Here is a 25,892-nt window from a genome sequence, read left to right as displayed (position 1 = left end):
ACAGGGCCGACTTTTATATCCTTTAACGCAACAGGTCTTCCCCACAGCGCAAAAAAGCAGACATTCCTCCGCCTCATTCACTGATAATGAAACGTCAGAACTGCCTGCCTCCGCCTGTCTGTTATTCTACAGTTATGCCCGGTGCCATTCACAATCCTCACAGCAGACGTCTCTCAGAATGCCGGCACTGCAGGAACTCTGCGTTCTTACTCTGTAAAGTCCTTGAATCCAAGGCCAAATACCTCAGATGTGTCTGTCACCATAACAAACGCATTAGGATCTGCATCGTAGACGATCTTCTTCAGACGGCTGAACTGTGATTTTCTGACTGTGCAGAGAAGCACATTGGTATCCTTTCTGCTGTATGCCCCCTTGGCGGGCAGAAGGGTTGCCGTCCTGTCCAGCTCGGAGATAACCTTTTCTGTGATTTCATCAGGATTAGAAGTGACAATGGTAGCCATGCTGCCCACTTCCCCGCCATAGATAATCGCGTCAATTACCTTTGTCTGTACATAAAGGGAAATGAGACCGAACAAAGCGGCCTCAATATTTCCAAACACAAAGATGGAGGCGGCCAGAATAATCCCGTCAACAATCATCAGGGCGCGGCCAATGGACATATGAGGCCTCTTTTTCTGAAGTATATATCCCAGAATATCCGTTCCTCCTGTAGTGCTCCCCGCTATGAAAATAAGAGCCATTCCGGCACCCACCAGTACGCCTCCGTAAAGGCTGCACAAAAGCCTGTCTCCGGCGTAGACCGGTATAAAAAGCGGAACTACAAAATCCAGCACGAAGGAACAGACAGCTGTGGTGATTGCCGTAGACACTGCAAATTTTTTGCTCAGATAAAACCATGCCAAAATTAACAGCGGCACATTCAGTACAAGCGTCAGTGTTCCTACCGGAAGCCCTGTCACAAAATTGACCATAAGTGCGATGCCGGAGGCTCCGCCCGGCGCAATATTCGCCGGCACAACAAACATATAGATTCCGATACCGTAAATGAGAGAGCCAATCAGCAGAAGACTGACATCCCTCAGCATCCCCCTTACACTGTTTTTCTCCATCATTTTCTCTCTCCTTCCAAACTCATACAGCTATTCTTATCCTTCCCCTTTTACCCTCTAAAAAACAGGTGATACCAAAAAAGGTACCACCTGTTTTCATCTCCTCTATGCAGCTGCATGTCATGTCTCCACGCGCTGCCGTATTCTGTTTTCCTACAGTCTGATCACTACTCAATGCTGTAGTTCGGGGCCTCTTTTGTAATATGAATGTCGTGGGGATGGCTCTCTTTCAGAGATGCAGCCGAAATCTTCACAAACTTTCCTGTCTCCTGGAGAGTTGGAATATCTGCAGCGCCGCAGTATCCCATACCGGCACGCAGTCCTCCGAGAAGCTGGAATACCGTATCCTCAACCAGACCCTTGTAAGCAACCCGGCCCTCAACGCCTTCCGGAACCAGCTTCTTCGCGTCTGTCTGGAAATAGCGATCCTTGCTTCCATTTTCCATGGCAGCGATGGATCCCATACCGCGGTAAACCTTATATTTTCTTCCCTGGTATAATTCAAACGTTCCCGGGCTCTCATCACAGCCTGCAAACAGGGAACCCATCATGCACACGCTTCCGCCGGCCGCGATTGCCTTTGTAATATCTCCAGAATACTTGATACCGCCGTCTGCGATAATCGGAATACCGTACTCCTTGGCCACTGCATAGCAGTCCATAATCGCGGAAATCTGCGGAACGCCGATTCCTGCAACCACACGGGTAGTACAGATGGAACCCGGTCCGATTCCAACCTTGACAGCGTCAACGCCTGCTTCGATTAAAGCTCTTGTAGCCTCTCCCGTCGCTACGTTTCCGGCGACTACCTGAACTTCAGGATATGCCTCCTTAATCATTTTCACACAGCGGATTACGTTTGCAGAGTGTCCGTGAGCGGAATCCAGCACAATCACGTCAACCTTTGCATTGACCAGAGCTTCCACACGCTCCAGCACGTTGGCCGTAATTCCCACAGCGGCTCCGCATAAGAGTCTTCCCTGTTCATCCTTTGCGGAAAGCGGATATTTAATCTGCTTTTCAATGTCCTTGATTGTGATAAGTCCCTTCAGGTTGAAATCGTCGTCCACGATAGGAAGCTTTTCAACTCTGGCCTTGGCAAGGATTTTCTTCGCCTCCAGCATGGTAATGCCTTCCTTGGCTGTCACAAGATTCTCGGATGTCATGCATTCCTTAATCTTCTTGGAATAGTCCTCCTCAAACTTCAGGTCGCGGTTTGTGATAATTCCCACTAATTTCCTGCCTTCTGTGATCGGGACACCGGAAATGCGGAACTTGCCCATCAGCTCATCCGCATCCTTTAATGTATGCTCTGGGGATAAATAGAATGGATCTGTGATGACGCCATTTTCCGAGCGTTTTACCTTGTCTACCTCTTCTGCCTGCTCCTTAATGGACATGTTTTTGTGAATGATGCCGATACCGCCCTGTCTGGCCATGGCAATCGCCATCCTGTGCTCTGTAACAGTATCCATTCCGGCACTCATCAGCGGAATATTGAGCTTAATCTTTTTGGTCAGGTAAGTGCTTAAATCAACCTGGTTCGGAATCACTTCCGAATAGGCCGGCACCAGAAGGACATCGTCAAATGTAATGCCGTCGCCAATAATTGTACCCATTAATTTTTCCTCACTTTCGTATTCGTTTTATTAATAAGTTTAATTAATAACGTGATTATGTTAGTAATTTAGTATATCAATTTTAAAATGACATGTCAACTGGCGAAGAAAAAATTTTGACGTCCTGAATTCTTCATAAAAAACTCTCTGCAAAAATTTTCCTTCTGTATCAGCTTTCCTGCGCTGCCTTCATATAGCTCTCCACCCTGGTCTTTACATTCTCCTGCAGGTTCCGGTAAAAGAACTGATAGTCATACAGATGATAAATTCCGTCCTCAAATATATATAAGGACGCCGGGTACTCCTCCGGGGTCACATCCGTTACCTTCAGCGCGCCCCGGGTACTGTCTATGTAGGCTCCTGTCAGTTCCGGTATCTCGTTGACAATGTTTCCGTCATAATCTGTAAAGCAGGCTCCCAGATTCTGGTTCTTATCTGCCTTTGTTCCATCTGTTTTCCAGTTAAGGGGATTGATGGATACAGCCTTTGTCCCTGAAGGAATCATCAGAGAATCTGTGATGCTCTCCGCCTCACTGTTGAAAGAGATGATCACTCCTGTGTCCGCCTCTCCCTGCGCTGCTTTCATATGAGGATTTTCCTCCAGCTCCTCCTCCGTAATACTCCAGCCTATGGCATAGCAGGCTACCAGCTGATCCTGAAGCGCTTCGTCGTCAAAGCAGTCTTTCATCAGTCTCAGGCACATGTCTGCTCCCTGGGAGAAACCGGCCAGCACAATCGGTCTTCCATCGTTCCATTCCTCACAGTAATACTCAAACGCGTCCTGTACATCCTCATAGGCCAGTTCCAGGTATTCCTCCCTGTCTGCTGCCGGCAGCTCATAGACATTCAGGCCGATCTGGCGGTAATAGGGGGCAAAAAAGCGGCATTCTCCGTCATATATTCCCTTTTCCATATTGGTGGCCCCGAGAAAATTTGCTTTTGTCTCCTCATCGTCCATGGCCATGTTTTTCTCTTCATCTGTTCCTCCGAACACGGTGGGACAGATAAAAAAGACGTCAGCTTCCCTCTCATCTTCTCCATTCTCACAGTATGCCCAGTTTTCTTCAAGGGAGTAGTCGACTCCTGCCTTTTCTCCTGTCTTCTCTGGTGCACATCCTGTAAGAAGAACGGCTGCCAGACAGATTCCCAGAAAAAAGGTCTTCATATACTGCTTCATCTCTTTTCCTCCTTCCAAATACATCCCGACTTTTTTGATGCGTTTCATCAGACATCGTCAGGGTTTTTTCATTATACCCTATCCTTCGGATACGGCAGCCTCCGGCGGAACTTAGCGCCCGGCTTTCAGCAGTGAATGCTGAAACCGGTATGCGCAGGTATAATGACTGCTTTGCAGTCATTATACCATAAATCCCCCTCTTTCACAGCATGGATTCCGTCTTTTTCCGTATAGCAGGGGCGGGATCACTTCGGTCAGCTCTGCCTGCAGGATCAATTTCTGGTTTTTTCCATGACAGGTGGAGAGTGTCAGTATATGGGAATGTACCGGAAAAACAGTGCCGTTCTCCCCGCGAGTCTCCCCGGCTCCGATGTCTGGCTGATAGGGGGACATATCGGAATTTTTTGTCAGGAAGACCTCCCTGATTCTGTATTCTCTCCAGATACTGCTGCGGCAGATATAGATCTTTCTGTGCTGTTCCAGATATTCGTCATTGAGGTACTCCTTCAGTTTTCCAAACATCTCCCCGGACCTCATATTGTGGCCGTAAATCACCGTATTGGGTTGGGAAAACGGGAGAAATGAAGATTCAAAAAACAGACATCCACAGGAGTGGTTTTCTTTTATAAAGGTCTTTCCCAGGTAATCGCTGTTCGATTTCGGATATACAACCGGATAATTAACTGCCGTATCCGGAATGTACAGCCATGCAGCATAGTCCCGGTTCAGTGCGCGAAGGGACGGTTCGTCGATTCTCGGAAGAAACGGAGTTTTTCTGCTTTCCGGACAGGTAAAAGCCGAAACCGGAAGATTGGAAGTCTCTGTCAGAAAGCAGAGGCGGGAGAAATCCCCCGCCGTCTGTGTCTCTGCTATTTTGCAGATAAGCTGATATTCTTTTTTTCCTGCACAGCCATCATGGTATTTATACCAGAGCAGGGAACCGCTGAGCAGCAGACTCAAAAACAGGATAATTGCCGCAGCCCCCATTCCCCAGCGAATAACTGTGCCCATGGTCCTTCCGGTAGATTTTTTAATTAATGTAAATTTCACACGCTTTATGATTCCTCCTTTTTCTCCTTTTTCGGCATCCCGGAAAACAGGGGTATGCAGGCTTTAAATACATTCATTTCCGCCTGAAGCATTTTCTGACCAGAATCAGCATGACCGGCATAATTATCATTCCTGCCCCGGCAGATATGAGCACAGCTTCTCTCCTTTTCAGCCATTCCCACACTCTTGCCCCTGCAGATTTCCTCTTCAGCGGTTCTGTGTTTGAAATATATCTGGCTGCAGCCTTGATTGTATATGTACTATCCCCCTGTCCTTCACTGTCAGAACTGAATGGTTCCCCCTTTAATCTCCCCTGTTTTTCTTTCTCCCCAGGGGGACGGTCTGAATAGATCGCCTGAACTGATTTTCCCTGAACTGATTTTTCCCCCGGTTCAGATTCTTCACCAGATCTTTTCTCTGCAGCGCCTTCTGCTGTCACTGTTTTCCAGGACTTCAGGTAATACGTTTTTCCGTTTTCCGTAATCTCCCGTTCCGGGATATGGTTTTCTCCTGTATCTTCGAAGCAATCTGACATCACAATTCTCAGGTTCTCAGACTGCCTGGGATTTTTCCTCACGGAAATCGTTTCGTAATGAACAGCGTCAAGAAAGTATATCGATCCATCCTCCTCAATCGTTTCCGGAAAAGGAAACTCTTTTTGGCTGTCCTCTGCCGTATAAATAACTTCTCTGGAGAGATATTCAGAAAAACCTTCCTGACTGGTCTGCCGCTCCCTGGCAAATGGCAGACCGGCCTGCAGGCTGCCGGAATCTCTTCCGGCAGCATCTCCGGTGACGGCAGACACTGAAACTGCAAGAAGGAGCACTATCCCGGCATACATGAACCTTTTGACTTTTTTCCCTCCTTCCCTCACAGACTTCAGACAGCCATTCTTTGTACGGATTCTCTCTTCTTCGAAACTAAATTTTTCTCCTTCAGCCTCTGTGCCAGGGTTTTGCCTGCCATGTTTTTCTCTACCTTTTATTTCTTACCGCCTCCTTTTTTCTTCTTTCTGCGTCCGGCCATCCACAGTCCCAGAAGCCCTGCTGCAGAGATCACAAATATCCCTGCTGCCAGCTCTACCGGAAATGTGTCCCCCGTCTTGGTGAATGGGATTTCCAGCCTGTCTTTTTGTCTCTTTATGCTTCCTTCTCCATACAGAGACTCATCATATTCTGCTGTTATTTTTCCTTTCAGTTCCGGCTGTTTCGTGGTTTCCGGCACCTCTGGAGCCTTCTTGTTCACCGCAAAGAATACATAGCTGTTTTCAGTATCCTGGTAAAAAGCCAAATCTCCGTTTAAGATCTCTGCATCCCCGGATCTGGGAATCCGTATCTGATAGCTTCCGTCCAGTTTTTCATATCCGTCCGGCGCATGGGCTTCCTCCACGGTAATGGTCTGAGGCGTCTTTAAAGTTAACTTAAATACCGTTCCTCCCTGTTCCTCTTCTAAGGTCAGCAGGCGGCCATTCTGATCCTTCACGGTAAATCCTGCTCCAGGCAGGGGCTTCCCGTCCTCGTCCACTTTTTTCAGACGGACCGTATAGTCTGTTTCCCCTCCTCCGCCTTTTTTCATATTCTCCACCACGATGGTGAGAACATCTGCATAGTCGTTGACCGTAAACTCTGTATCCTCCATTGACCGGTAACCGGCCGGAGCTGATATCTCACGAAGGATATAGTGTTCCCCTGCTGTCAGTTTTCCATAAATCCGATGGGGTTCCCCGGTGGAAGTCCACGCTTCCCGGACCTTCCCGTTCTGGTCAAGGATCTCAAATCTGGCTCCTGCAAGGGGCTTTCCGGTTCCGGCATCCAGTTTCAGAATCTCCACCTTTGTCACATCGTCGCGCATTTCCACCTGGTTGACTGTTCCGTCGCGGTTGACGGTAAAGACAGCTTCCTCTGCGTAGGCATAACCGGGGGCAGGCTTTATCTCGATAAGGCGGTAGGTATGACCCGCCTCCAGGATTCCCGTGATCTCATGGGATGTTTCCCGGGAGATCCACTGGTCAATAATAATTCCTTTTTCATCCACCAGCTGCATCTTACAGCCGGAAAGCTCCTCCTCTCCGGTGATCGCCTTTTTAGACAGAACAGCCTTTGTCTGTCGATCTTCCATCACCACCACATCAGTCCGGCCGTCAGTGCTGACAGTGAATTTCACATCCTCGGAAAATCCGTATCCGGGAGCCGGTTTTATTTCATGAAGCCAGTAGGTATTTCCTGCTGTCAGCTGCTTTTCAAGCAGGGTAAAGGTTTCTCCGGTGGTAAAAATCATCTCCTTTCCCTGGTACAGGGCAGGTGTTTTATCCTCATTTAAAATCTGAAGAACAGCTCCTTTCACGGCAACTGCCCCAACTTCCTCTGCATGTACCGTATCAGATGGGGTTTCCATGAAAGCATTGGATGGGGTTCCTGGCCTTTTGTCCTCTTCTGTCTCCACATACCTGTTTTTATAGATTCTTACCTTTGTCGTATCATCCTTCATTTCCACATAATTGATGCTGCCGTCATGGTTTACGGTAAAAGCAATATCATCGGCAATGACAAAGCCGTCTGCAGGGATAGTCTCCCGCAGAGTATAAGTTTCGTCTGCCCGGAGCTTTCCTCTGATCTCGTGGGGCGTTTCCCCGGAAACCCATTCATCCGTCACCTTTCCCTCCGAATCCAGGAGCTGCAGATGCGCTCCCGGCAGTTCCTCTCCGTTTGTGATGTCCTGTTTGGAGACAATCAGGTGAGTGGGCCGATCCTCCATTCTGATCTCTTCGGCCGCCCCGTCTTCATTGACTGTAAAAGTTATGTCGGAGGCATAGCCGTAGCCGTCCGGCGCTGCAGCCTCTTTAAGGCGGTAGCTTCTTCCCGGCTTCAGTCCGCTCACTGAAAATGTTTCCTCCCCGGTTGTCCATTCCGCAGTCAGTGTCTCCTCCCCGTCTGGAAGCTCCGGCAGCTCGTAAAGCTGCAGCCTGGCTCCCACTACCGGCTCTCCTGTCAGCAGATCTGCCTTTTCTACGATAGTTTTCGTTTCTTTATCGTAGCCTCCAATAATGGAAATCCCGGCGTGAGCATCAATGGTAAAGGACAGGCGGCCGCTTATTTCTTCTGTATTATCGGAAAAGAATGTGGTTTCTGTGAGATAATAGGTATTTCCCCTGACAAAAACTGTCCTCTCTGTGGGATCTTCCACCTCCCTGGTAAACCAGGCGGCCGCTCCCTCCTCTGAAATCCGGCCTTTGAGCTGGTGAGCTTCTGACTCCATCCCGTTTTCCTCCCTGCTTACCTCATAGGTGCAGCCGGTGAGCACTGGATCGATGGTGATAAATTCATTTTCCGAAAGCTCTATGGTATCGCCGCTTTTCATGGTTCCGTCACAGCTTCCGGTGTAGGCATAAGTTCCGGCCAGTTCATCCCCGTTTCGATTCCAGAGTCTGATAGTAAAACGGGAAGTTTCTCCCTTATGCTGCTCCTTTCCGGAGCCAGTCAGTTCACTGTAGACAGTCAGACGGTTTTCCTGTCTGACGGGAACTCTCTTTTCTGAGGAGAAGCTTTCTTTATTTGAGTTTTCAACGGTGACAGACAGGGCGGCCGCCTCCGCCTCCTTTGTCAGCTCCGAGGCGAAGGAGACACTTCCCTGGCTGAGAGGCGCTGCCTGTGAAACCGTCCACACAACGGTCTCCTCTTTTTCTGCTTCCTGAGCCGTTTCCAGGGTTCCGTCGCAGGGATCGATCACCTCCATCCCCTCCTTCACCGTCACCCGGATCGTAAGATCCTGCGGTGTATGTTTCGGGTTATACCAGTGAATAGTGCTGATGACTGCCTGTCCTCTCTCAAGAGGTTCTCCTTCCTGACCTGTCCGGCTTCTGATGACTGCCTTCGGATTTTCCGGATTCACTCTATTTGTCACCGTAGTTTCCAGGGCTCCTTCCTCTGGTTGGAACTCCGTGATGGCCGCTCCCTCACTGTCTGTCAGCAAAAGCGCAAGTCCGGCGGCAGCCCGCCCGGCATACCTGAACACGCCGTCCTTATCAAAATGAACACGCCGGGTGCTTCTCTTCGTGATCACATCGCTTCCATCAGAGTAAATCGTGTGCTCCTCGAAGGTGTACAGGCCATTTTCCCGAAGGCCGTCCTCCCTGTGAAAGACATGTTCCTCCCCGGTTTCCACAAAGCGCAGAAGCTCCTCCCCCTTCTCATTCAGAATCGCCGTTTCTGCTTTTACAATGGTTCTTCCCTTAAAAGTAATGCTGTCAATGGAATTGCTGTCTGCACAGGAGGGATCCCCGTTTTCTTCTCTGTAGTGTACAGAAATGGCAGAAAGGTTATTGGAGATGGAGTCAATGCCCCGGCCGTCCCTTTTCACCGTAAAGAATACCGGTCTCATCAGGGTATAGCCCTCCGGCGCCTCCCGCTCCACCAGCACATATGCCCGTCCCGCCGTCAGGCCTTCCAGCAGATGCCGTCCCTCCGTTTTAGCAGTCGTCCACTCTTCGGCCAAATCTTCCTCCGCCCAGGTATAGCCGCCTTCTTCATCCAGCTCTGATACCCGGTAGACGGCCATCCTGGCCCCTTCCACAAAGGCCCCGTCAGTCCCTGCATCCCCAAGGTCAGAAAGCTCCTTTTTCTCCAGATAGATCCTGGTAGCCTCATTCTCCACCTCCATCTCATGAATGATCGTTTCCGCAGGTTCGCCTTCTGTTTCGTCAAACTGGAAGGAGTGAATCTGCGGGTTTACAGCAAAGCCTTCTGGAGGAACCAGCTCCTTCAGCCGATAGGTGTATGGCTCCACGCTTCCGTCCTCAGGGTTTATCCTGCCTGTCGGCAGTCCTTCCACATGGACGGTTCCGTTGATATCGGAAATTTTCTTCGGAAATCCTGCAACCAAAGTTCCGTTTTTCTCACAGGCGGAAAGTTCAAACACCACTCCGGACAGGGAGCCTCCCTTTTCATCTGTCTTATGGATAAGCAGTTCGCCGGTAAAGGGCTCATCGATCATCCGCTCAATCTGCACGGCTTCGTTCTGTGTCCCTGTATACTCAAATTTCAGCGGCTCTGCCGTCCGGTAATAATCCGGCGCTTTTATTTCTGAAAGATAATAGGTTCCATCCGGCAGGTCATAGAGGAAATGAGGCTTTAAATCTCCCTCCTCAAAACCCTCCAAAATCCGTCCGTTAATTCTGTCCGTTTCTGTGTATACGCCGTCGGTTCCAGTGATCCAGGAGGCCACCAGGTATTCCTCTGTCTGGCTTAATTCTCCTGCTTCGTCGGCCCGGTAGAGGGCAAGCTCTGCTCCCGGCAGTTCCTTTCCGGTGGCGGAGGAAGCTTTTGAGAGAGCCAAAGCCTTTCTCTCATTTAAGATCTCATGAAGCTGCAGTTCCTTTTCTTCCCCCACCGTAACCAGGAGGGGATCCATAGCTGCAAAGCCCTCCGGGGCCTTCGTTTCCACCAGTACATAGGCGGCACCCGCCGGAAGATAATCTATCCGGCGGCTTCCGTCCCCTGTCAGCCAGGCATTCGTATAGCTGTTTATCTGAGGAAGCTGATGATAGTCAAACTTGTAAGAATACTCAAAACCGCTTCCGTTGTACCGGACATCAGCCAGCACAGTTTTTCCGGTTTCCTGAACCGTCAGCGTCACCTTCGCCACATCCGGATATTCTGCGGATGCCCCTCCTGCTAAGGACGCATCCCAGACGGCTGCATCCGTTACCGCTGCGGTGCGGGGAACAGCCCACTTTAAAGTTCGCTTCTTCCCCAGCATGGCGGCATAAGCGGCCTTAAAGCCCTCCCGGTCCTCCTTTTTCATCTGCGGCGGGAAGGTGACAGTCTCCTCTCCCGTCTCCCCGTCAGTTCCAATCAGCACGCGGCTCCCATCCTGAAGCCTCCACACCTTTGAATCCCGGGAATCCCGCACAGCCGTCCGCTCTGCATACCAGGTAAAGCCCGTACCGTGAATACCGTATTCCTCGTACATCGCTTCAAAGTCCAGGGTGAATCCGGTTTTCCCCTTCATATCACCCAGATTCGGGTAATTTCTCAAATCAATGCTTTCCGTATAGTCGGCGGCATCGTCAGAAATCCAGGACTCCACCGGGCGTTCCTCTTTGTACCGGGGAAGTCCGTTTTCATCATATATGACCTGTCCCTCTTCATCTGTTTTTGCCTCATACAAAGTAAACTCTGCACCTGGAAGGATTGGTTTTTCCCCCTCCTGCTTCGTATACTTTCTGAAAGCCACCTTTGTGTGGTCGTTGTACAGCCGGAAGTTCTGAATTTCCCCGGTGCTGTCCACCTGGATATTCATGGGAGCTGCCTTTAAAAAACCTGGCGGAGCAGTCAGCTCCTCCAAAATATACCAGCCGGCAGGAAGACCCTCCACGTAAAACGGTGTTTCTTCAGTTGTCCAGGCCATCTCCTGATACTCCTCTGCTCCGGCCCGGCTGTTTGTTGTTTCCAGACGGTAGGGGGTGTCGGAGGTTTTCTCCAGCCGGTAGCCCTCAGGGGATGCCAGATCAGCCACATATCTGGCCGGATAGAGGGCAATCCCTGCGCCGGGGAGCTGGCGGTTGGTATAGTTGGCAGCCGTCTCTCTTCCGCTCTCCACACCGTCTATCTTTTCAAAGTATCCTTTCGTCGTGTCATCATACACCTGAATGTTTTTCATCCTGGCATCTTCCTCCACAGTAACCCCCTGGGGGAAGGATTTCGTATAGCCCTCCCCCTCCGGAGCAGAAATCTCCTCTAAAATATAGGTTCCTGCCGGCAGACGCTTAATTACATCTGCCTGCCCGGCCAGTTCCTCTGTGGAAAATGGATCGTTCGGCGTTTTGTCAGAGGTAAGCCAGGTGTTCTCCAGAATATAGTTCTCGCCGCGCCTATGATACAGGCGATCCTGTGTCTGATGCTCTTTCCCGGCATCCCCATCGTACAAAACCTCATGATCATCCAGCGCGTAGGCCCCGTCGTTGTACTCCTCCAGGTTATCAGAGTTTTTATATCGGACAAAATCCCCGTTCCGATCATACAGCTCACTCCCCTTATCGTAGGTTTCATTGCTTCTCTGATAGTACAGCACCAGACCATGCTCATCGTAGACAGGACTCATATAATTTAAAAAAGTACCGTTATTAATGTCTGCCAGGACCTCCTGATTCATGTTCTGGCCGAATTGATTTTGTCTGACGGTCTCTTCTCTGTGGCTCTCCTCCCCTTTCTCTGACTGCCAGGTTCCGCTGATATATCCGGACTCCTGGTGGGAATAAGACGGCTTTTCTGAATCGGAAAGTTTCTGATCCGTCTGATTGTTAGGCTCCAGCACTTCCTCCTCCCCATAGCCGTCCTGGTTTTCCCCGACAGTGGCAATCCGTGAGGTGGCAATTTTATCTCTGGCTGTCACGGCTCCGTCTGCATCCCTGGCTGTCTCCACCGGCCATACCAGCACACGGTCTGCCACATGCACTCCCTCATCGCTGAATTTGGGCTCCAGCACATAGGCCATCCCTGTGTAGGGATCTACCCTTGCATCACGGTTTCCGTCCCGATCCAGGTGGTACACTGCAGTTCCCTCTCCCATCTTCCATTCACGGTTGGCGGTCACAAATTGAAGGGACGCGAAATCTCCCTTCAGGATCTTGCTGACGGTATCATAGGAGAGCTTCGTCAGATCTCCTCCCACAAGCTCCAGATAAGGCTGTCCGCCTTTAAAGGCATAGAGGGAAAGCTCATTATTCGCTTTTCCCTGGCTTGTCTGGTCTGCCTGGAGCTGAGATACGGATACTTTCTGATGGTTTTTATCCCATCCATACAGCACCCTCCTTCCATGGAGCTGCTCTGTCCAGGTTAAGGACAGGCCGTCTAGAGGGTAGTACAGAATCTCTGTATCCGGCCGCTCCACGGTCCCTTCCTTCCAGACATAGCCTTTTTCCGCAACAGGGTTTCCCTCTTCATCGAGCCCCGTAACATAGTCGGTCAGAATCGGTTCTCCGTTCTCATCTTCCTCCCTTACAAGTTCCGTCTTTTCTCCGGCAAAGCCCTGCTTTACCGTCATGTTTATTACGCTGTTTGACAGATTCCGCTCAACGGAAAGTCCCTCAAAAGCCAGATCCTCACTGTCTCCGGAAGGAATCAGTTCTATGGCATCAAATAAGGTCAGCCTTGCCCCGGCCACATAGGGGTTTTCATCGTCATCTGTTTCGCGTCTTTTCGTCACATAGCCATAGCCTGCGAAATGGCTGCCGTCGTAGACAATCTCCACCTGCTCGCCGGCTTCCCTGAGGGCTGCCAGGCGTTCCAGGGTCCCCTTGGGATAGGCATAGCCCAGATATGTTCCATTGTCATCATAAGCGTATTGGAGTGCCGGGTTTCCTCCGATTTCTGTCAGGCCTCCCTCGATCCGCTCCCCAATCCGGAATGTAACGGTTCCCCTGGGCTTCAGCTTCTCCACCTGAAGCTTGATGGGAATGTTCTCCACATAAATGTGAGCAATATCCGCCGGGTTCTGGGGAGTGTTTCCATTTCCGCTTCCTCCCTCCGTCCTTTCCTCATAGATGGCAGCGCGGACACGCTGCTCCTGTTTCCCCTCCTTATAGTACGTGACCTTGTCGGAGTATATCTCTATGGCAACAGGCGCCGTGCGCACATATCCTCTGGGCGGCACCTCCGTCAGCACGTAGGTTCCGGCTCCCAGAGGCTGCGGAGTGGTGAGATAACCGACAGTCTGAAGACGGTATTCGTCTGGCGCCTGGTTCGTATCCTCCTGTTTCATGGACACATCGTTCACAGTAGAAAAGGCCTTAAACTGTCCCACCAAATTTCCCTGAGAATCAGACAGGACAATCTGGTCCTGCTCTTTGCAGACAGGGGTTCCGGCCTTTACAGTGCCGGAATACAGAGTCCCCGGTCCGGCCTCCTCACTGTCTGATGAGGGTTTGTCTGTCTTTTTTCTGTGAAGCGGCTGGATGCCGGAAGCTCCCATAGCTTTTAGAAACTCCTCGCTTCCCGTCAGAACCGTATCCTCCTCGTAAAACTTCACCTCCCCTGTTTTTTTATCCCGGGACGCTTTGTAAATCATAAACAGAGCCCCGTCGTGAAGCAGATTTTCATGGGTTTCACTGTCCAGTTTATCAATCCTCAGTCTGGCAGAGTAGAAAGTATTCCGGAATTTCCCGTCAGCATATCCTTTGAAGGAAACAGGGTCATAGGCTCCTTCCTGTTCCGGCTCCAGCACAGAGTAGGGAACCAGCATGGGAGCATACAGACCGTCGTAGGCTGTCTGCACACCCTGCATGGCCCGGGCGCTACGGTAGACAGCCCCTGCCCCGTTTTCTTCCGTGCTTCCGGCCTCATGCTCAAACCGGATGCTGCCAGCTTTTCCGGCCTGCTCTGAGATGGAGCCGTAGCTGTATCGGGCTTCTATTGCATCATCTTCATACGGTTTTCCATTCTCTGCCGTCTGGCCTTTATTTCCGTCGTCTGCAAAATAGTGGCTGTTTTCATTGGCCCCCTCCTCTTTTGTCAGATTTCTCCCTCCTGCTTTATGAACCGGATGATAGTAGTCCTTCAGGGGATCGTATTCCTCCTGGGTGATGGAAAAGCCTTTATACTCATAACTTTCTCCGCCATAGGAAATCGCTCCTGTCAGCTTATCCGGCTCCAAACCATACTTATACACCTCGAAATCCCCATCGTGGCTGTGGGCGTGGATTACATACTCCCTCTGGTCGGAAGCGTTCTTATCCCACTCCTCCCCAAACCGGATCAGATAATTTTCTTCAGCAGCCTGAGCGTCCAGAGACTGATCCGCATCATACCGGTATGCATGGCTTAGTTCAGCCCCCGGTTCATGGCTGGTTCCCGGCTCATAGACACTGGGGACCTGGATCTCCTTTGGCCCATCCATCTGGTAGTGTTTATTTGCCAGTTCTTTCGTCGGCTGCTGCTCCGCGATCACATAAGTCCCGTAGGGAAGATAGGCGGACAGGCCATAGCAGTATTCTGCTCCATTCCCCTCTGCCTCCCTGTCTGCGCATACTGTTGTGGGATCTTTGTCCTCCCCTCCGCCTTCCTCTCCGTCCCAGCAAACAGCGTACAGCTCATCCAGATCATACAGGAAGAAGGGTTTAAGGTAGTCGTATGCTTTAGAAAGGGCTGCGTTCAGGGCTTCGTCATAGAGCATTTCTGAAGAAAGGTTTTCTGCTTCTTCCTTCTTTGCTTCATCCTCCTCTTCCCCGTTGTCCTTTAACAGCTTTGCCGCTTCATCGTCCAGATACCAGGTAATGGCAAACTGACGCACCATGTCAGAGGCTCTGGCGTTATTTTCTGCATACTCTGTCCGTTTTACTGCATTTCCAAGAGGCTTCCATGAGGTGTAGGTCTGATGCTTCTCATCCCATTTGTCCGTATTGGCCACCCGGACAGCGTCAAAGAACTTGTCATAGTTGTAGACCTGGATGGTCACCGGCTCCTTCCCGCTCTTTTCCTGCCGTTCCTCTGTCTCCAGAAGCCGGGTATACCCTTTGTTGGCTTCTCTGCGGATCTGAGGAGTTTTCCCGGTGTTGATATTTTGGCCCCGGTAGCTGTAAAGGGAAGCATTGACCAGAACACCGATGCCTCCCGGGGCAATAGAAGTATCAAAGGGAATTCTCCGGGCCGCGTTTTGATCTGCCGTTTCCGGATCCTGATAGGAGGAGAGAATATTGTTTCCGCTGATACTGGTCAGGGTGGAGGCGGTGTCGTGAAGAGCCTTTGTAAACAGCTTCGGCACGTTGATTTTTATAGGGTTCTGCCCGTTTTTCCCATTTTCCCGCCGCCTGTTTTCTGATTCCTGAAGCAGAGTTTCCGGGTATGCAAAGTCAAGCAGTTCCTCATAGGAAATCTCATTTCCATTCCGATCCATCCACACAACCGTTCCGTCCTCTGCCCGGTAAAGCCGCTCCAGGTTACTCTTCAGATATGCCTTGAAGCGGAAATTTTTCTCTCTGGCAGTTTCTGGATAGTCATAGGTATTGTTCCCATAGCTTCCGTCCCGATTGGTGTGGATATCCTTCACCACTTTGATGCGCTGGCGGATAGGGCGTTCATAGACCTGGGCCGGGAGACTTCTTGTCCCTCCGTCCGCATATATCTGCTTCTGCCCAGGATATGTCAGGGAGACTGGAATCGTATATGCATCCTCCCCTGTCAGTTTCTGGTTTCGGCAGTCCAGATATGCCTTGGCTCTGGCCTTCTTTGCATGGATATAGTAGCTGGCGCTGCCCATAGGAGAACCCGCCGAAAAACCGCCCATCAGCTCATGGTTCAGCTTCTTTGCATCCTCCTCTGAGAGAATCACCTGTGTTTCCTTCAGTACTGCCTTGAAGGAGATGGTCTGATCTATTCCGTCATTGGTATGGGACACTCCAAAGGCGTCGGTATAGGCCGCCTCCACCGGAATGATATACGTTCCATCCTCACGGCGCTCAGACGGAATCTTCTGCCATTTCACCTCTTCTGCTTCCTGGATTTCTGTTTTCATAATCTCCCGGTACTCGCAGGCCTGGATCAGGTTTCCATTAGGATCCCTCACCAGCTCCCCGGTCTTATAATAGACATTTTCCTGCCTCGTCCTTGACCTAAGATTCCCCTCTGCGTCAGCGACCGCATCTGTCACCAGGGTAGCCGATGCCAGAACGGAAGAACCTGCAGCCTGCTCTGAGTAATCCTCATAAGTTCCAAAGGCCCCATAATCCGGATTGTTGGAATAGACTGCATAGATCCGGCGGGGCGGCCTGGAAGTGTCTGCCGGCAGATAATCCACAGCGCGGCAGATGATACTGTCTGTTACGGCGTCGCTTCCCAGCACCATAAAGTGATCCGGATTTCCGTCCACACTGGCATAGACGGTAAACCGGTAGTGTTCCCTGTCCTCCTCCACAGCGTCAATTCCTCCGTAGCTGTAGTACGGATGGCTGTCGTAATAGTCTAGCACCGAGAGAATGGCATCCCCCACAGTCAGAGCAGTTCCGTCCTCCTTCGTCTTTTCTATCAGAAGCGTCTGTACCGGCGAACCGTAAACTGTATAGGCCGCAGGGTTTCCCGGCTCCACGCCGGACAGACCGAAGCTGTCAGTCTCTCCCTCTCTGACACCCCTGTCAAACACACCCTCCCGGATACTGGAGTAGCCGTACCTGCCTCCTTTAAGCCGGCTCCGGGGTGTGGACTTCCCGTTCCTTCTGAGAGCCTTTTCCACCTTCCCCTTAACGAACGGAAGAGCGGCTGTTTTAAAAGGTTTTGCCAACTCTGCCTGGATCTCTTCCTCTGTCATGCCCTCCTCTGCCTGACGGATGGCTTCGTCTGCCGCCCCTTCCTCCAGCCTCCGCACAGAAACCTGGCGGATGTCATGGGCTTCGACGTTCATTGGAACCTCCCTTGTCATAAGGCTTCCGTCCTCATTATATTTCAGATACTGGTAATCGTGCTCAGCAGTCAGGTACCTGGGGGTTCCATCTGGATTCGTTAAGAGTATCTTCTCATAGTCTCCGGTTCCCACCGTAACCTCCACCTGCTTTGTGCCAATCTCTTTCCTGTATATCTGAACCCCTTCCGGGAGATTAGACAGGAGCAGGTCATACCTCTGATTTTCTGTATCTCTGGAGCGGGCAGAGAAATACAGCTCGTTTGGCCCGGCTCCTTCCCCGTCCCCGGAGGTCTGCTCCTCTGCATACATTGGCTCAGAAATCACCGCCCAGCCTTTCCCTCCCTCCGGCGCCTCTGCTCTCAGATCCTGCCCCCGGTTCGTCAGATTATGGCTCTTATTTCCCACAGACAGCTCATAGCCCTCAGAACGGGACAGCTCTTTAATATAGTAGTCTCCCAGAAGAAGGGGACGGCCGATCCAGCAATTCCCGTTTTTTGTCTCATTGTCCCGGTATACGCGCTCATAGACTCCATCTTCTCTGTAGTCATCGCAGGATATATCGGCCACGTACAGGTTTTCCGGTGCCTCATTGGCCCATCCGTCCGAAGTCTCCGCGATCCTTCCTGTTTCATAATCGTAAGTGCGGCCCGGTGCCTCCGTATTGACCAGAAAAGAGGCATCGCCATTTCGATCCGTGGCTGCCACAGCCACCAGGTTATTAGCCCTGTAGACGGTTCCCGTCTTTCCGTCCGGATGAACGATATCCTCTGCTGCAAACAGACCGTATATGGCTCCTTCCAGTGTGGTGTCTCCCTGGGTCTCGCCATAGGCGTCAAAAGCCTCAGACTCTCCGGCGGCCAGATCCAGGTCTTTTTTGTTGATGTGAAATTCTGCCTCCGTCCGGTGGTCGTAAATCCGCCAGGCATTGCCCTCTCCGTCCTTATCGCTGCAGTGACTGTAGTTGTCATCCGGCCCCGGCTCCGCCTGGGAACCTATGCTGTCTGAGGTCAGAGCCTCCTCATAGGCAGACGGGAAGAGGCTGACGCCCTCCCTTCCTGTTTCCCCCTCTTCTCTGTCAAGAGGAGACCGGAAGGCAGAGTTGTGCCTGCTCCACCGGAAAACTGCATTCGATGTGGTTGCCGGGTATGTACGCTTTTTCTGTCTTATCTCTTTTTTATCCCCGTCTTCCGATTCTGACCGGTCTGTGCTATCTGCCCCGGACGGTGTCGCCAGACGGAAACCTGCCTGAACGAGAAGCGGAGGGCGGGAGGAAATCTCCGCTTTGGAATTTTCCTCTGTTTCCTTTTCAGGCTCCTCTGACTTCTCTTCCTCTGTTTCCGGCTCTGCAGCTTCCTGAGCAGGGGCAGACGCCTCTTTGTCTTCCTCTGTTCCCTCCTCATTCTCACGGCGTCTGTCCTCCTCACTGTCCACCAGCTCTGCCGAATCCTCCTGTTTCTCCTGTTCAGAATAGCCGTTCTCCTGTTCTCCCTTTTCCTCTTCTGCCTCTTCAGACAGCTGTCCTTCTGCTTCTGCTTCTGATTTTTCCTTTTCAGGCGTCTGTTCTTTTGTTTCTTCCTCCTCTTCCATTTCTTCTGTCTCCTCCTGCTCGTCTTCCTCTGAGAAGAAATAGGAAAGGATCTCCTGGCTGATTTCTTTGATTTTCTGGAATAAAATGGGCTGCTCTTCGGTTTCCCCGCCAGTCTCTTCCCCGCCTGTATTTACTGACTGCCCTTTCTGCTGCCCCTTCACCGCTTTTTCCGGCAGGGCAGCACTGCCGCGGGCAGACTCAGACTCCAGCGCTTCATGATCGCTGTATTCCCCGGAAAAAGACGCATTGGCTCCATTTTCCGAAGCGTCCGTTGTAATAATCTCAATGGGCAGATCATCTGAGTGAATGTCATGGCGAATATAGCCGTCCTTTGCCTGGAACTCAGTCAGTGCATAGCTGTATTTCAGAGAAATAAACTTCTCATAGGTATCCAGCATGTCCTGATAGCAGCCGGATTTCTCATAGGCCGTATCCGCAGACGGCTCCTCTGAAGAGCCGCCGTCCGGTGTGGTTCCCTCCTCTCCTCCGGAACCTGCAATATTCTCGATTTCCTCCCGGCTGACTTCCTCTGTAAGCCAGTGGAAATGAACTCCCTCGAAATCGCCTCCTGCCTTTTCCTCACAGTCGGCCACGGTGTCAAGCCACTTTTTCGCCGCAGCCTGGTTGGCGGCCTTCGCTGCAGCAATGGCCTCTGAATTAAGTGTTTCCCCTGATTCCTCATCTTCCTCCGGCTCCGGCACCGCCGCAAATGAAGGAGCCGGGTGTCCGTCGCAGAAGGTCTTGTCATAGTGATAGCCGTGGGTGACTGTCTTTGCCGCATAACCGTCCTCCCCGGTTACAATGGTTCCAATCTGCCGGAATCCATCCCAGATCACCGGATCATCCATGTGGAAGCTGGCATATGGCTCCCCTCCCTCATAGATATGCACCGGACCATCCTTTTCCCTGTCAATCTTGCCCAGATCGTCAAAGCGTTCATACAGAACAAAGCGGGCTCCCTCCAAAGGCTTCCCGGTTTCATGATCGTATTTATACATCTGGACATTATAGGTGGATGTAAAATCCTCGGCGTGACGGAACACGTTAAATGTCAGATCTGCCCCTCCCTGGGAGGGAACCGGATCACTTCCCAAAACCGCGTAAAACTCCGTTTGAGGCATATCCAAATCCAGCCAGACCATGCGCTGGTGGATCTCCGTCGGGCTGACTGCCGGCGTGCCGCCTGTATGGGTTCCAGAACATCTGACACACTCCCAGAGCTGGAGGCAGTGTTCGAATAACTCCCTCTCTGATGCATATCCCCCACCAGTTGCGGCATAATCTGTTCCGCTTACTGCAAACTTGATCAGCACCTTTGGCGGCCTGGGATTTGGATTATAAAAGGTAATGCCTGTATCTGTCTTACTGTAGGTCCATCCATCCGGAGGTACATCTGTAAAGGTTGCGCCACTGTCACTGGAAAACTGAATGGGAACTGACGCAATAAAATCTGCATCTGCCCCGCTCTCATCGAAATGGATGGTAAAATCAGAACGGCTGATCTGGTAAGCAGATGACTCGGAAGTGCTGCCTGCAATCACATCGGGAATCTTTTTTCCGCTCTGGGTTGTTCCGCTTCCGCCTCCAATCAGGCCTGCCATTTTCAGATAGTCCTCTGTATTTGCCGCCGCAGTATCCAGCCAGGGGTACTTTGCCCGGACGTCAGAACGATAGATGAGGGCTTTTAAATCCTCTTCCGTAATTAAATTGCTGATCCCCTCTTTCCCCTGTTTCAAGGCCTCTGCATTTATATTTTTAACGGCAGAAGCGGCTTCAGGAATCCCCAGCGATGCCTGAAGCGTCAGAATTCCCCAGAATATATACTCCTGCTCTTTCTCTGACAGTGGAATTCTCATGCTGCTCACAGAATGCTTTTGGTATTGATCTCCGTCATCTGCTATACCCCAGATCGCAAGCCCGCCCTTATCGATGCAGTAGAGCCTATGATCCCCTCCGAAATCGCCATGGGCGGTCGTCAGAGTTACCAGATTATCATTTTCTGCTGCTTCCAGCTGCAAAGGCGGCAAATATGGCAAGAAAACCATAAGCGCCAGTACAGCCGACAAAAGCAGTGATATTGTTTTTTTATTTTTTCCTCTGAAAAAATCCAAATGAAACGTTCCCACTACACCCCTCCTTCTTTGTACCAGAAAACCGCAGCCGGCGCTCTCTTCATTACGCCGGCTGACGGTCCAGCTCACGTATCCGCTCTCCCTTCTCTCTTTTGCCGCCTGTGCTGTTCTGGCTCTGTCTGTTCCGTTTTCAAGTTTCTCCTGGCTCCTCCTCTATCTCTTTCCCATCTGAAATCCTTCCCCCTTTTCCTTCTCCACCTTCTTATCTTTTTCTTATTTTTTCTTGTTTTATCTTATCTTGTCCCTATCTTTCCCTTTCTTCACCTGCCGGCTCCGCCTTCTTTTCTCTTGTCTGAATGATCCCGCCTGCTGTCCATGCGCCGTCCTGATTTACCTCGTATCCATCCGGCGTCACTGTCCCTTCTGCCATCCGCCCTTTCGTGCCATCGGACTCGGTATGGAAGAAATAACATTCCTCTCTTCTGTCTCCATCCCGATCGATCCACTGCCAGCCGGTCACCATGCGGCCTCTGCTTCCATCTGAATAGGGCCAGAGGTAGTAGACGCCTCCATCTGTATCTTTAAACCAGCCCGTCATCATATGTCCTGCCTCATCAAACCGAAACCAATCCACTGTGCTCTGCCCTGGAGCCGCATAGGGATTATAGATATAGGCCCACTCGTTTCTGAAGCTGTGGTTTCCTGATGCGAATGTCCAGTATCCGTCTTCCGTATACTCCCAGCTTCCCGAAATACCTTCCGCCGCCGCAGCCGGCCCGGATGCAGAGTCTGCCGGAAGACCCGAAATATCTCCCGAACCAGAAGGTCCTGATGATGAACCGCCTCCGGATGATGAGCCTCCTTTGCCGGATGAGGAGCTTCCTCCGGATGACGAACTTCCTCCGGATGACGAACTGCCTGAGGAATACGTCTGATCGTCTACGCGGAATGTCAGCTTTACGCCGACCCGGTCGGCCATTGTCCCATCCGGGCTTGAGGCGATAATCTCCGCGCTTGTCTCCGCTGCCGGCGGGTATTTTTTCAGAGCTTCCCTGATCCATTCTGCACTCACTGAACCATCTTCATTTACAGCGGCAGGAACTGCCATCCCTCCCTCTGTCACAGTCAGAATTGAAGGATCACTGCTGGTCCATACGGGCTTTTTCTGTCCCTGTGCCGTGTAGACTGCGGCTGCAACCTGTTTTCCCTCCGTCCCGCTCCAGGTCAGCACAGGATTGGACCGGCGTCCTTTCCTGGTCAGAATAATCTCAAAATCTTCCTTCTCCCGATCTGCTTCTACGGCCTCTGCCTGAAAATGGAGCGCTACCTGACAGACTGCAGCCTTTTTTCCGTCCTCTGTCTCTGCCGTGACTGTCACTGTTTTTTCTGCCCGGTATGGAGCCTTCTCCAGCGCTTCCTTGATCCAACCGGCATCCTCATGGACAGTCAGTGTTCCGTCTTTCACAGATACCGCTTCCGGATCGCTGGAAGTCCACAGGACGGTTTTGTTATACGGCTCATGCTCCCCGCCTGCCGCAAGCTCAGGAAGTACAGAAGCTCTCAGCGTATCTCTTACCCCGAATCCCGACTTTTCGCGTATTCCGGAACGGATATCCCCTTCAAACGCATAGGAGAGGGGATAATCCAGCTGTGTCCGGTCGAGACTGATTCCCTCCGGGTGAATTACTGTCTGATCATCTGTTTTGAACCGGACTGTCACCTGACAGTCCGCAGTTACCACCCCATGAGTCTGATCCTCTGGGATTGCCGTGACCGTTTCTGTCACGGCTCCGCTTCCAGACAGCTTCAGATATCCTCCGTCTGCAGCCTTCCTTCCATTGTCCTCATTGACAATGTTCTGAATCCAGGCCGGGTGGTTCTTTCCCTCTGAATCGAAAACTGCCGTCACCTCACAGCTCTGCCCATTCTGCCCCTGAGGGGTAAGAGAAAGTATTTTTTCTCCTTCTCTGGTCTTCCATGTCACATTTTGGTAAAACGGCTGCGGTGGGTTCAGACTAGCATCCAGAACATACGGCGAATCAGCCACATAGGTTTCCGTGGGATTTTTTCGATCTCCCGTCAGCCTTCTGGTTATATCGAGGGTCAGGCTGGTCTGGTTCAGCGTCAGCCCTTCCACCCGAAGTGTAGTCTGATCGGAAATCTGGAAAGAAACCTTTATCCGGCAGGTTCCCGTCACTGCCTGGTTGTCAGCGCTCGTTGCCGGGTTTGTGGACGCCGTCACAACGGCTGAGTCTGTATATATGGTATTTCTGATCGGCTCCCGGTAGCCGCTGTCTGCCTGGGCCTTCGTCTCTCTGGCCAGAATGGTTTCAATAAAGTCAGAGTCCATATTCGGAAGCACTCTGGCGTCCTCTTCGGTGTATCCGCCTTCCCACCCGTCAGCAAACTTAAGCAGATCCGTATTGTCAATCGACCACAGCACCGTCCGATCAGCCGAAGAGCCCTGTCCATTGTGCTCTGCATGGACTGACACCGGAAGTACCTGCACCTGAGAAATATCACTGCCGTTTATGTATTTTGCTATCAGCGTGCCCTCCTGGTTTCTTACCTCTGTCGTAATATCCGGATTCTTCCTGTCGCCGGAACGGATCTGTCTGATGGAGATCTCTGTCTCCTTCGGCGTCATGGCCAGCTGTGTCGTCACCTTAACGTACTCTGCATTCAGCTCCGTATTGGCTTCTGGCATCTCAAAGGAGTAGGAGCCGCCGTTTATGTAGGTCATAGGCTGTCTCTTCCCGTTTTCGTCTGTGTAGGTAGGGGGCTTAACCTTTCCCGGCTCATTCTCATCGTATACCATCTGGTACCTGTTCCCGGCCTGGTTTTTGGCTGCTGTGGCAACGGTCACCGTACATCCGGGCGCCACGGCGGACGGGTGCTCCTTGTCTATCTGCCTGTAATAGCTGTTGTTCGTGGAGGAGATGGCCGTCATAACTGCCACATCACTGTCATACGTTCCATTGGCATTTCGGGCATCTATTCTGGGAATGGAGACGAGATAGCCTCTCACCGGCTCTCCGCTGTTTCCCGGTGCATAGTGATCCAGGTTAAAGGCTCTGTCCTTCCAGAATTCATCCAGGCTCTCCCCCAGCTTCTGTGTGATAATATGCTGAACCGCATCCTCCAGCTCCTCGTAAAAGAAGCGATCCTTTCCGTCCTCCTCCCTGGTTCCGGCTACCAGACAGTACCTCCTCTGATAGTCTGTAAAGTATCCGATATGGGCATCCATTGTCCAGGAATTGTCATCTGCAATGGAGGAGCCAATCACATGCTTTGCCTGAGCCGGAGTTCCGGCAAAGAGAAATGCCACATTGTCCTGGCGTCCCGTGCCATACCGGAAACCATTTTTTGGATCCCTGGTTCCGATAAAGGTTCCCTCATGGGAGGCAGCACCGTTTCCCGTTCTCCCTATGTCGCCCTCGAATCTGGCGCCGATCAGATTTCCTGATTCATAGAGTCCTGTCATGCCTCCTGCTGCCCTGGACCCGCTTCCGCCTATGGTTCCCGCTGCACAGACATTGTATATATCCGTATCGTTCTGCCTTCCGGCGATTCCTCCCACATATCCCTTTCCCTGAATCCGGCTGCTGTCTCCGTCAAGGGTGACGGCCTCTGAATCCGCTATCACTGCCTTCTGGACATTGCCGGCAATTCCTCCGACAAAGCTGTTCCTCCCTTCAGAATTGATGATCACATTGTCCGCTCTGCAGTTTTCAAGCACTGCCCTTTTCGTTTTGCCCGTTACTTCACCTGCTATTCCTCCGGCGTCCCCGTCGGCATAGACGGAGCCCGACACGGAAACATTGCAGATCACCGACTGACCCTCAGCACAGCCTGTAAGCACTGCTACATTATCGCCTCCGGAGATCTCCTCGGCTTCCAGATTCAGATTGCGGATCTGGGCGTCCTCTATCCGTCCGAACAGCCCAAGATAGGAATATTCCTGACCAGGCTTTGCAAATTTCAGCCCGGTTATCGTATATCCCGCCCCGTCAAAGTTTCCCATAAAGGCAGTTCCCGGCTTTCCTCCCAGCTCTGTACGGCTCCTGAACCATCCGATGGGATTCCAGCTTCCTCCGTTCAGCTCTAAATTTTCGATATGAATATCCTCCTGCAGTTCAAAATAAACGCCGGAAAAACTGTTTCCCCGGGCCACTGCCTCGGACAGCCCCATAAGCCCGGAAAGATCCCTTATCATAAATGGATTTTCTTTTGTCCCCAGGCCTTCCCAGTCCATGTCAGCCCCTATCCACTCGTCCCAGAGATCCCCTGTGGCAAGGCTGAGCAGAGAAGGAGAAAATTCCTGTCCGAAAAATTCGCTGCAGGCCTTAAGAAACATCTCTTCATGCTCAGAGATCCATAGGAGAAGCTGTTCCCTCTGTCTCTCCTGCTCCTCCCCTTTACTGTTCTTTAGAATATCCAGTATCTGCTGCCAGAGTGCCTCTTCCTCACAGTTTTCCTCAAACCATTTATCAAAGTCCAGGCTTCCGATCTCGGGCATAGTTTCTGGCCCGTCAGTTTCCTCCTCTTTCAGATCACTCTCTTCCTCACCCTCTTTCCCTGTTTCCTCTTCTTTCTCTGTATCTTTTTCCGCGTCTGATGGCGACGCATCCTCACGCTCTTCCTGGTTTTTGCCAGTTTCCGCCTCCCCCCTCTCAGGCAGTGGTTTCTGCTTCATCTGTTCATCCGCTGCATCAGAAGGCGAAGCTGTCAAAAATACTTCTCCTCCTCCAGCCTCCTCCCTGTTCAGCATAAGCGCAGAAGCCTCTTTCCTGTTTTCATCTGCCTGTGCCGGTACTGCCATTCCTGCTGCCATGGCAGCCGTAAGCATCCAGGCAAGTCCTCTCTTTGCAAACCATCGTTTTCTCAATCTCTCATTCCTCCTCTTCTCCCTGTTCTGTGTCCTTCCTG

The 25,892-nt window shown here is 51.5% G+C and carries 6 protein-coding genes; all 6 read right to left on the bottom strand.

All coding sequences use genetic code 11. From position 1 onward, the window contains the following. Positions 1 to 206: 206 nt before the first annotated feature. Positions 207 to 1,073, bottom strand: coding sequence for a YitT family protein (locus DW757_RS02290; RefSeq protein ID WP_008394949.1), 867 nt, complete (start codon positions 1,071 to 1,073; stop codon positions 207 to 209). A gap of 164 nt (positions 1,074 to 1,237) precedes the next feature. Beyond that, positions 1,238 to 2,689: an IMP dehydrogenase gene (gene guaB, locus DW757_RS02285; protein ID WP_008394948.1), complete on the bottom strand. Its 1,452-nt coding sequence runs from the start codon at positions 2,687 to 2,689 to the stop codon at positions 1,238 to 1,240. Positions 2,690 to 2,858: 169 nt separating this feature from the next. Next, complete coding sequence (locus tag DW757_RS02280) at positions 2,859 to 3,866, bottom strand: DUF3089 domain-containing protein (RefSeq protein ID WP_015573698.1); 1,008 nt, start codon at positions 3,864 to 3,866, stop codon at positions 2,859 to 2,861. A 180-nt stretch (positions 3,867 to 4,046) separates the two neighbouring features. Next, positions 4,047 to 4,916: a class B sortase gene (locus DW757_RS02270; protein ID WP_118750868.1), complete on the bottom strand. Its 870-nt coding sequence runs from the start codon at positions 4,914 to 4,916 to the stop codon at positions 4,047 to 4,049. Positions 4,917 to 5,897: 981 nt separating this feature from the next. Next, entirely contained in the window at positions 5,898 to 21,017 is a 15,120-nt protein-coding gene (locus DW757_RS02260; RefSeq protein ID WP_118750866.1) for a SpaA isopeptide-forming pilin-related protein, read from the bottom strand. 250 nt (positions 21,018 to 21,267) lie between these two features. Beyond that, positions 21,268 to 25,851 (bottom strand): hypothetical protein, encoded by a 4,584-nt coding sequence (locus DW757_RS02255; RefSeq protein WP_147355624.1) that lies wholly within the window; start codon positions 25,849 to 25,851, stop codon positions 21,268 to 21,270. Between the last annotated feature and the right edge of the window lie 41 nt (positions 25,852 to 25,892).

Origin of the sequence: Clostridium sp. AM29-11AC (genome assembly GCF_003480545.1) — a bacterium.
Classification (GTDB): Bacteria; Bacillota; Clostridia; order Lachnospirales; family Lachnospiraceae; genus Otoolea; species Otoolea saccharolyticum_A.
Note: the sequence above shows the minus strand (reverse complement) of the source record. Positions and strands in the feature narration are given on the sequence as shown.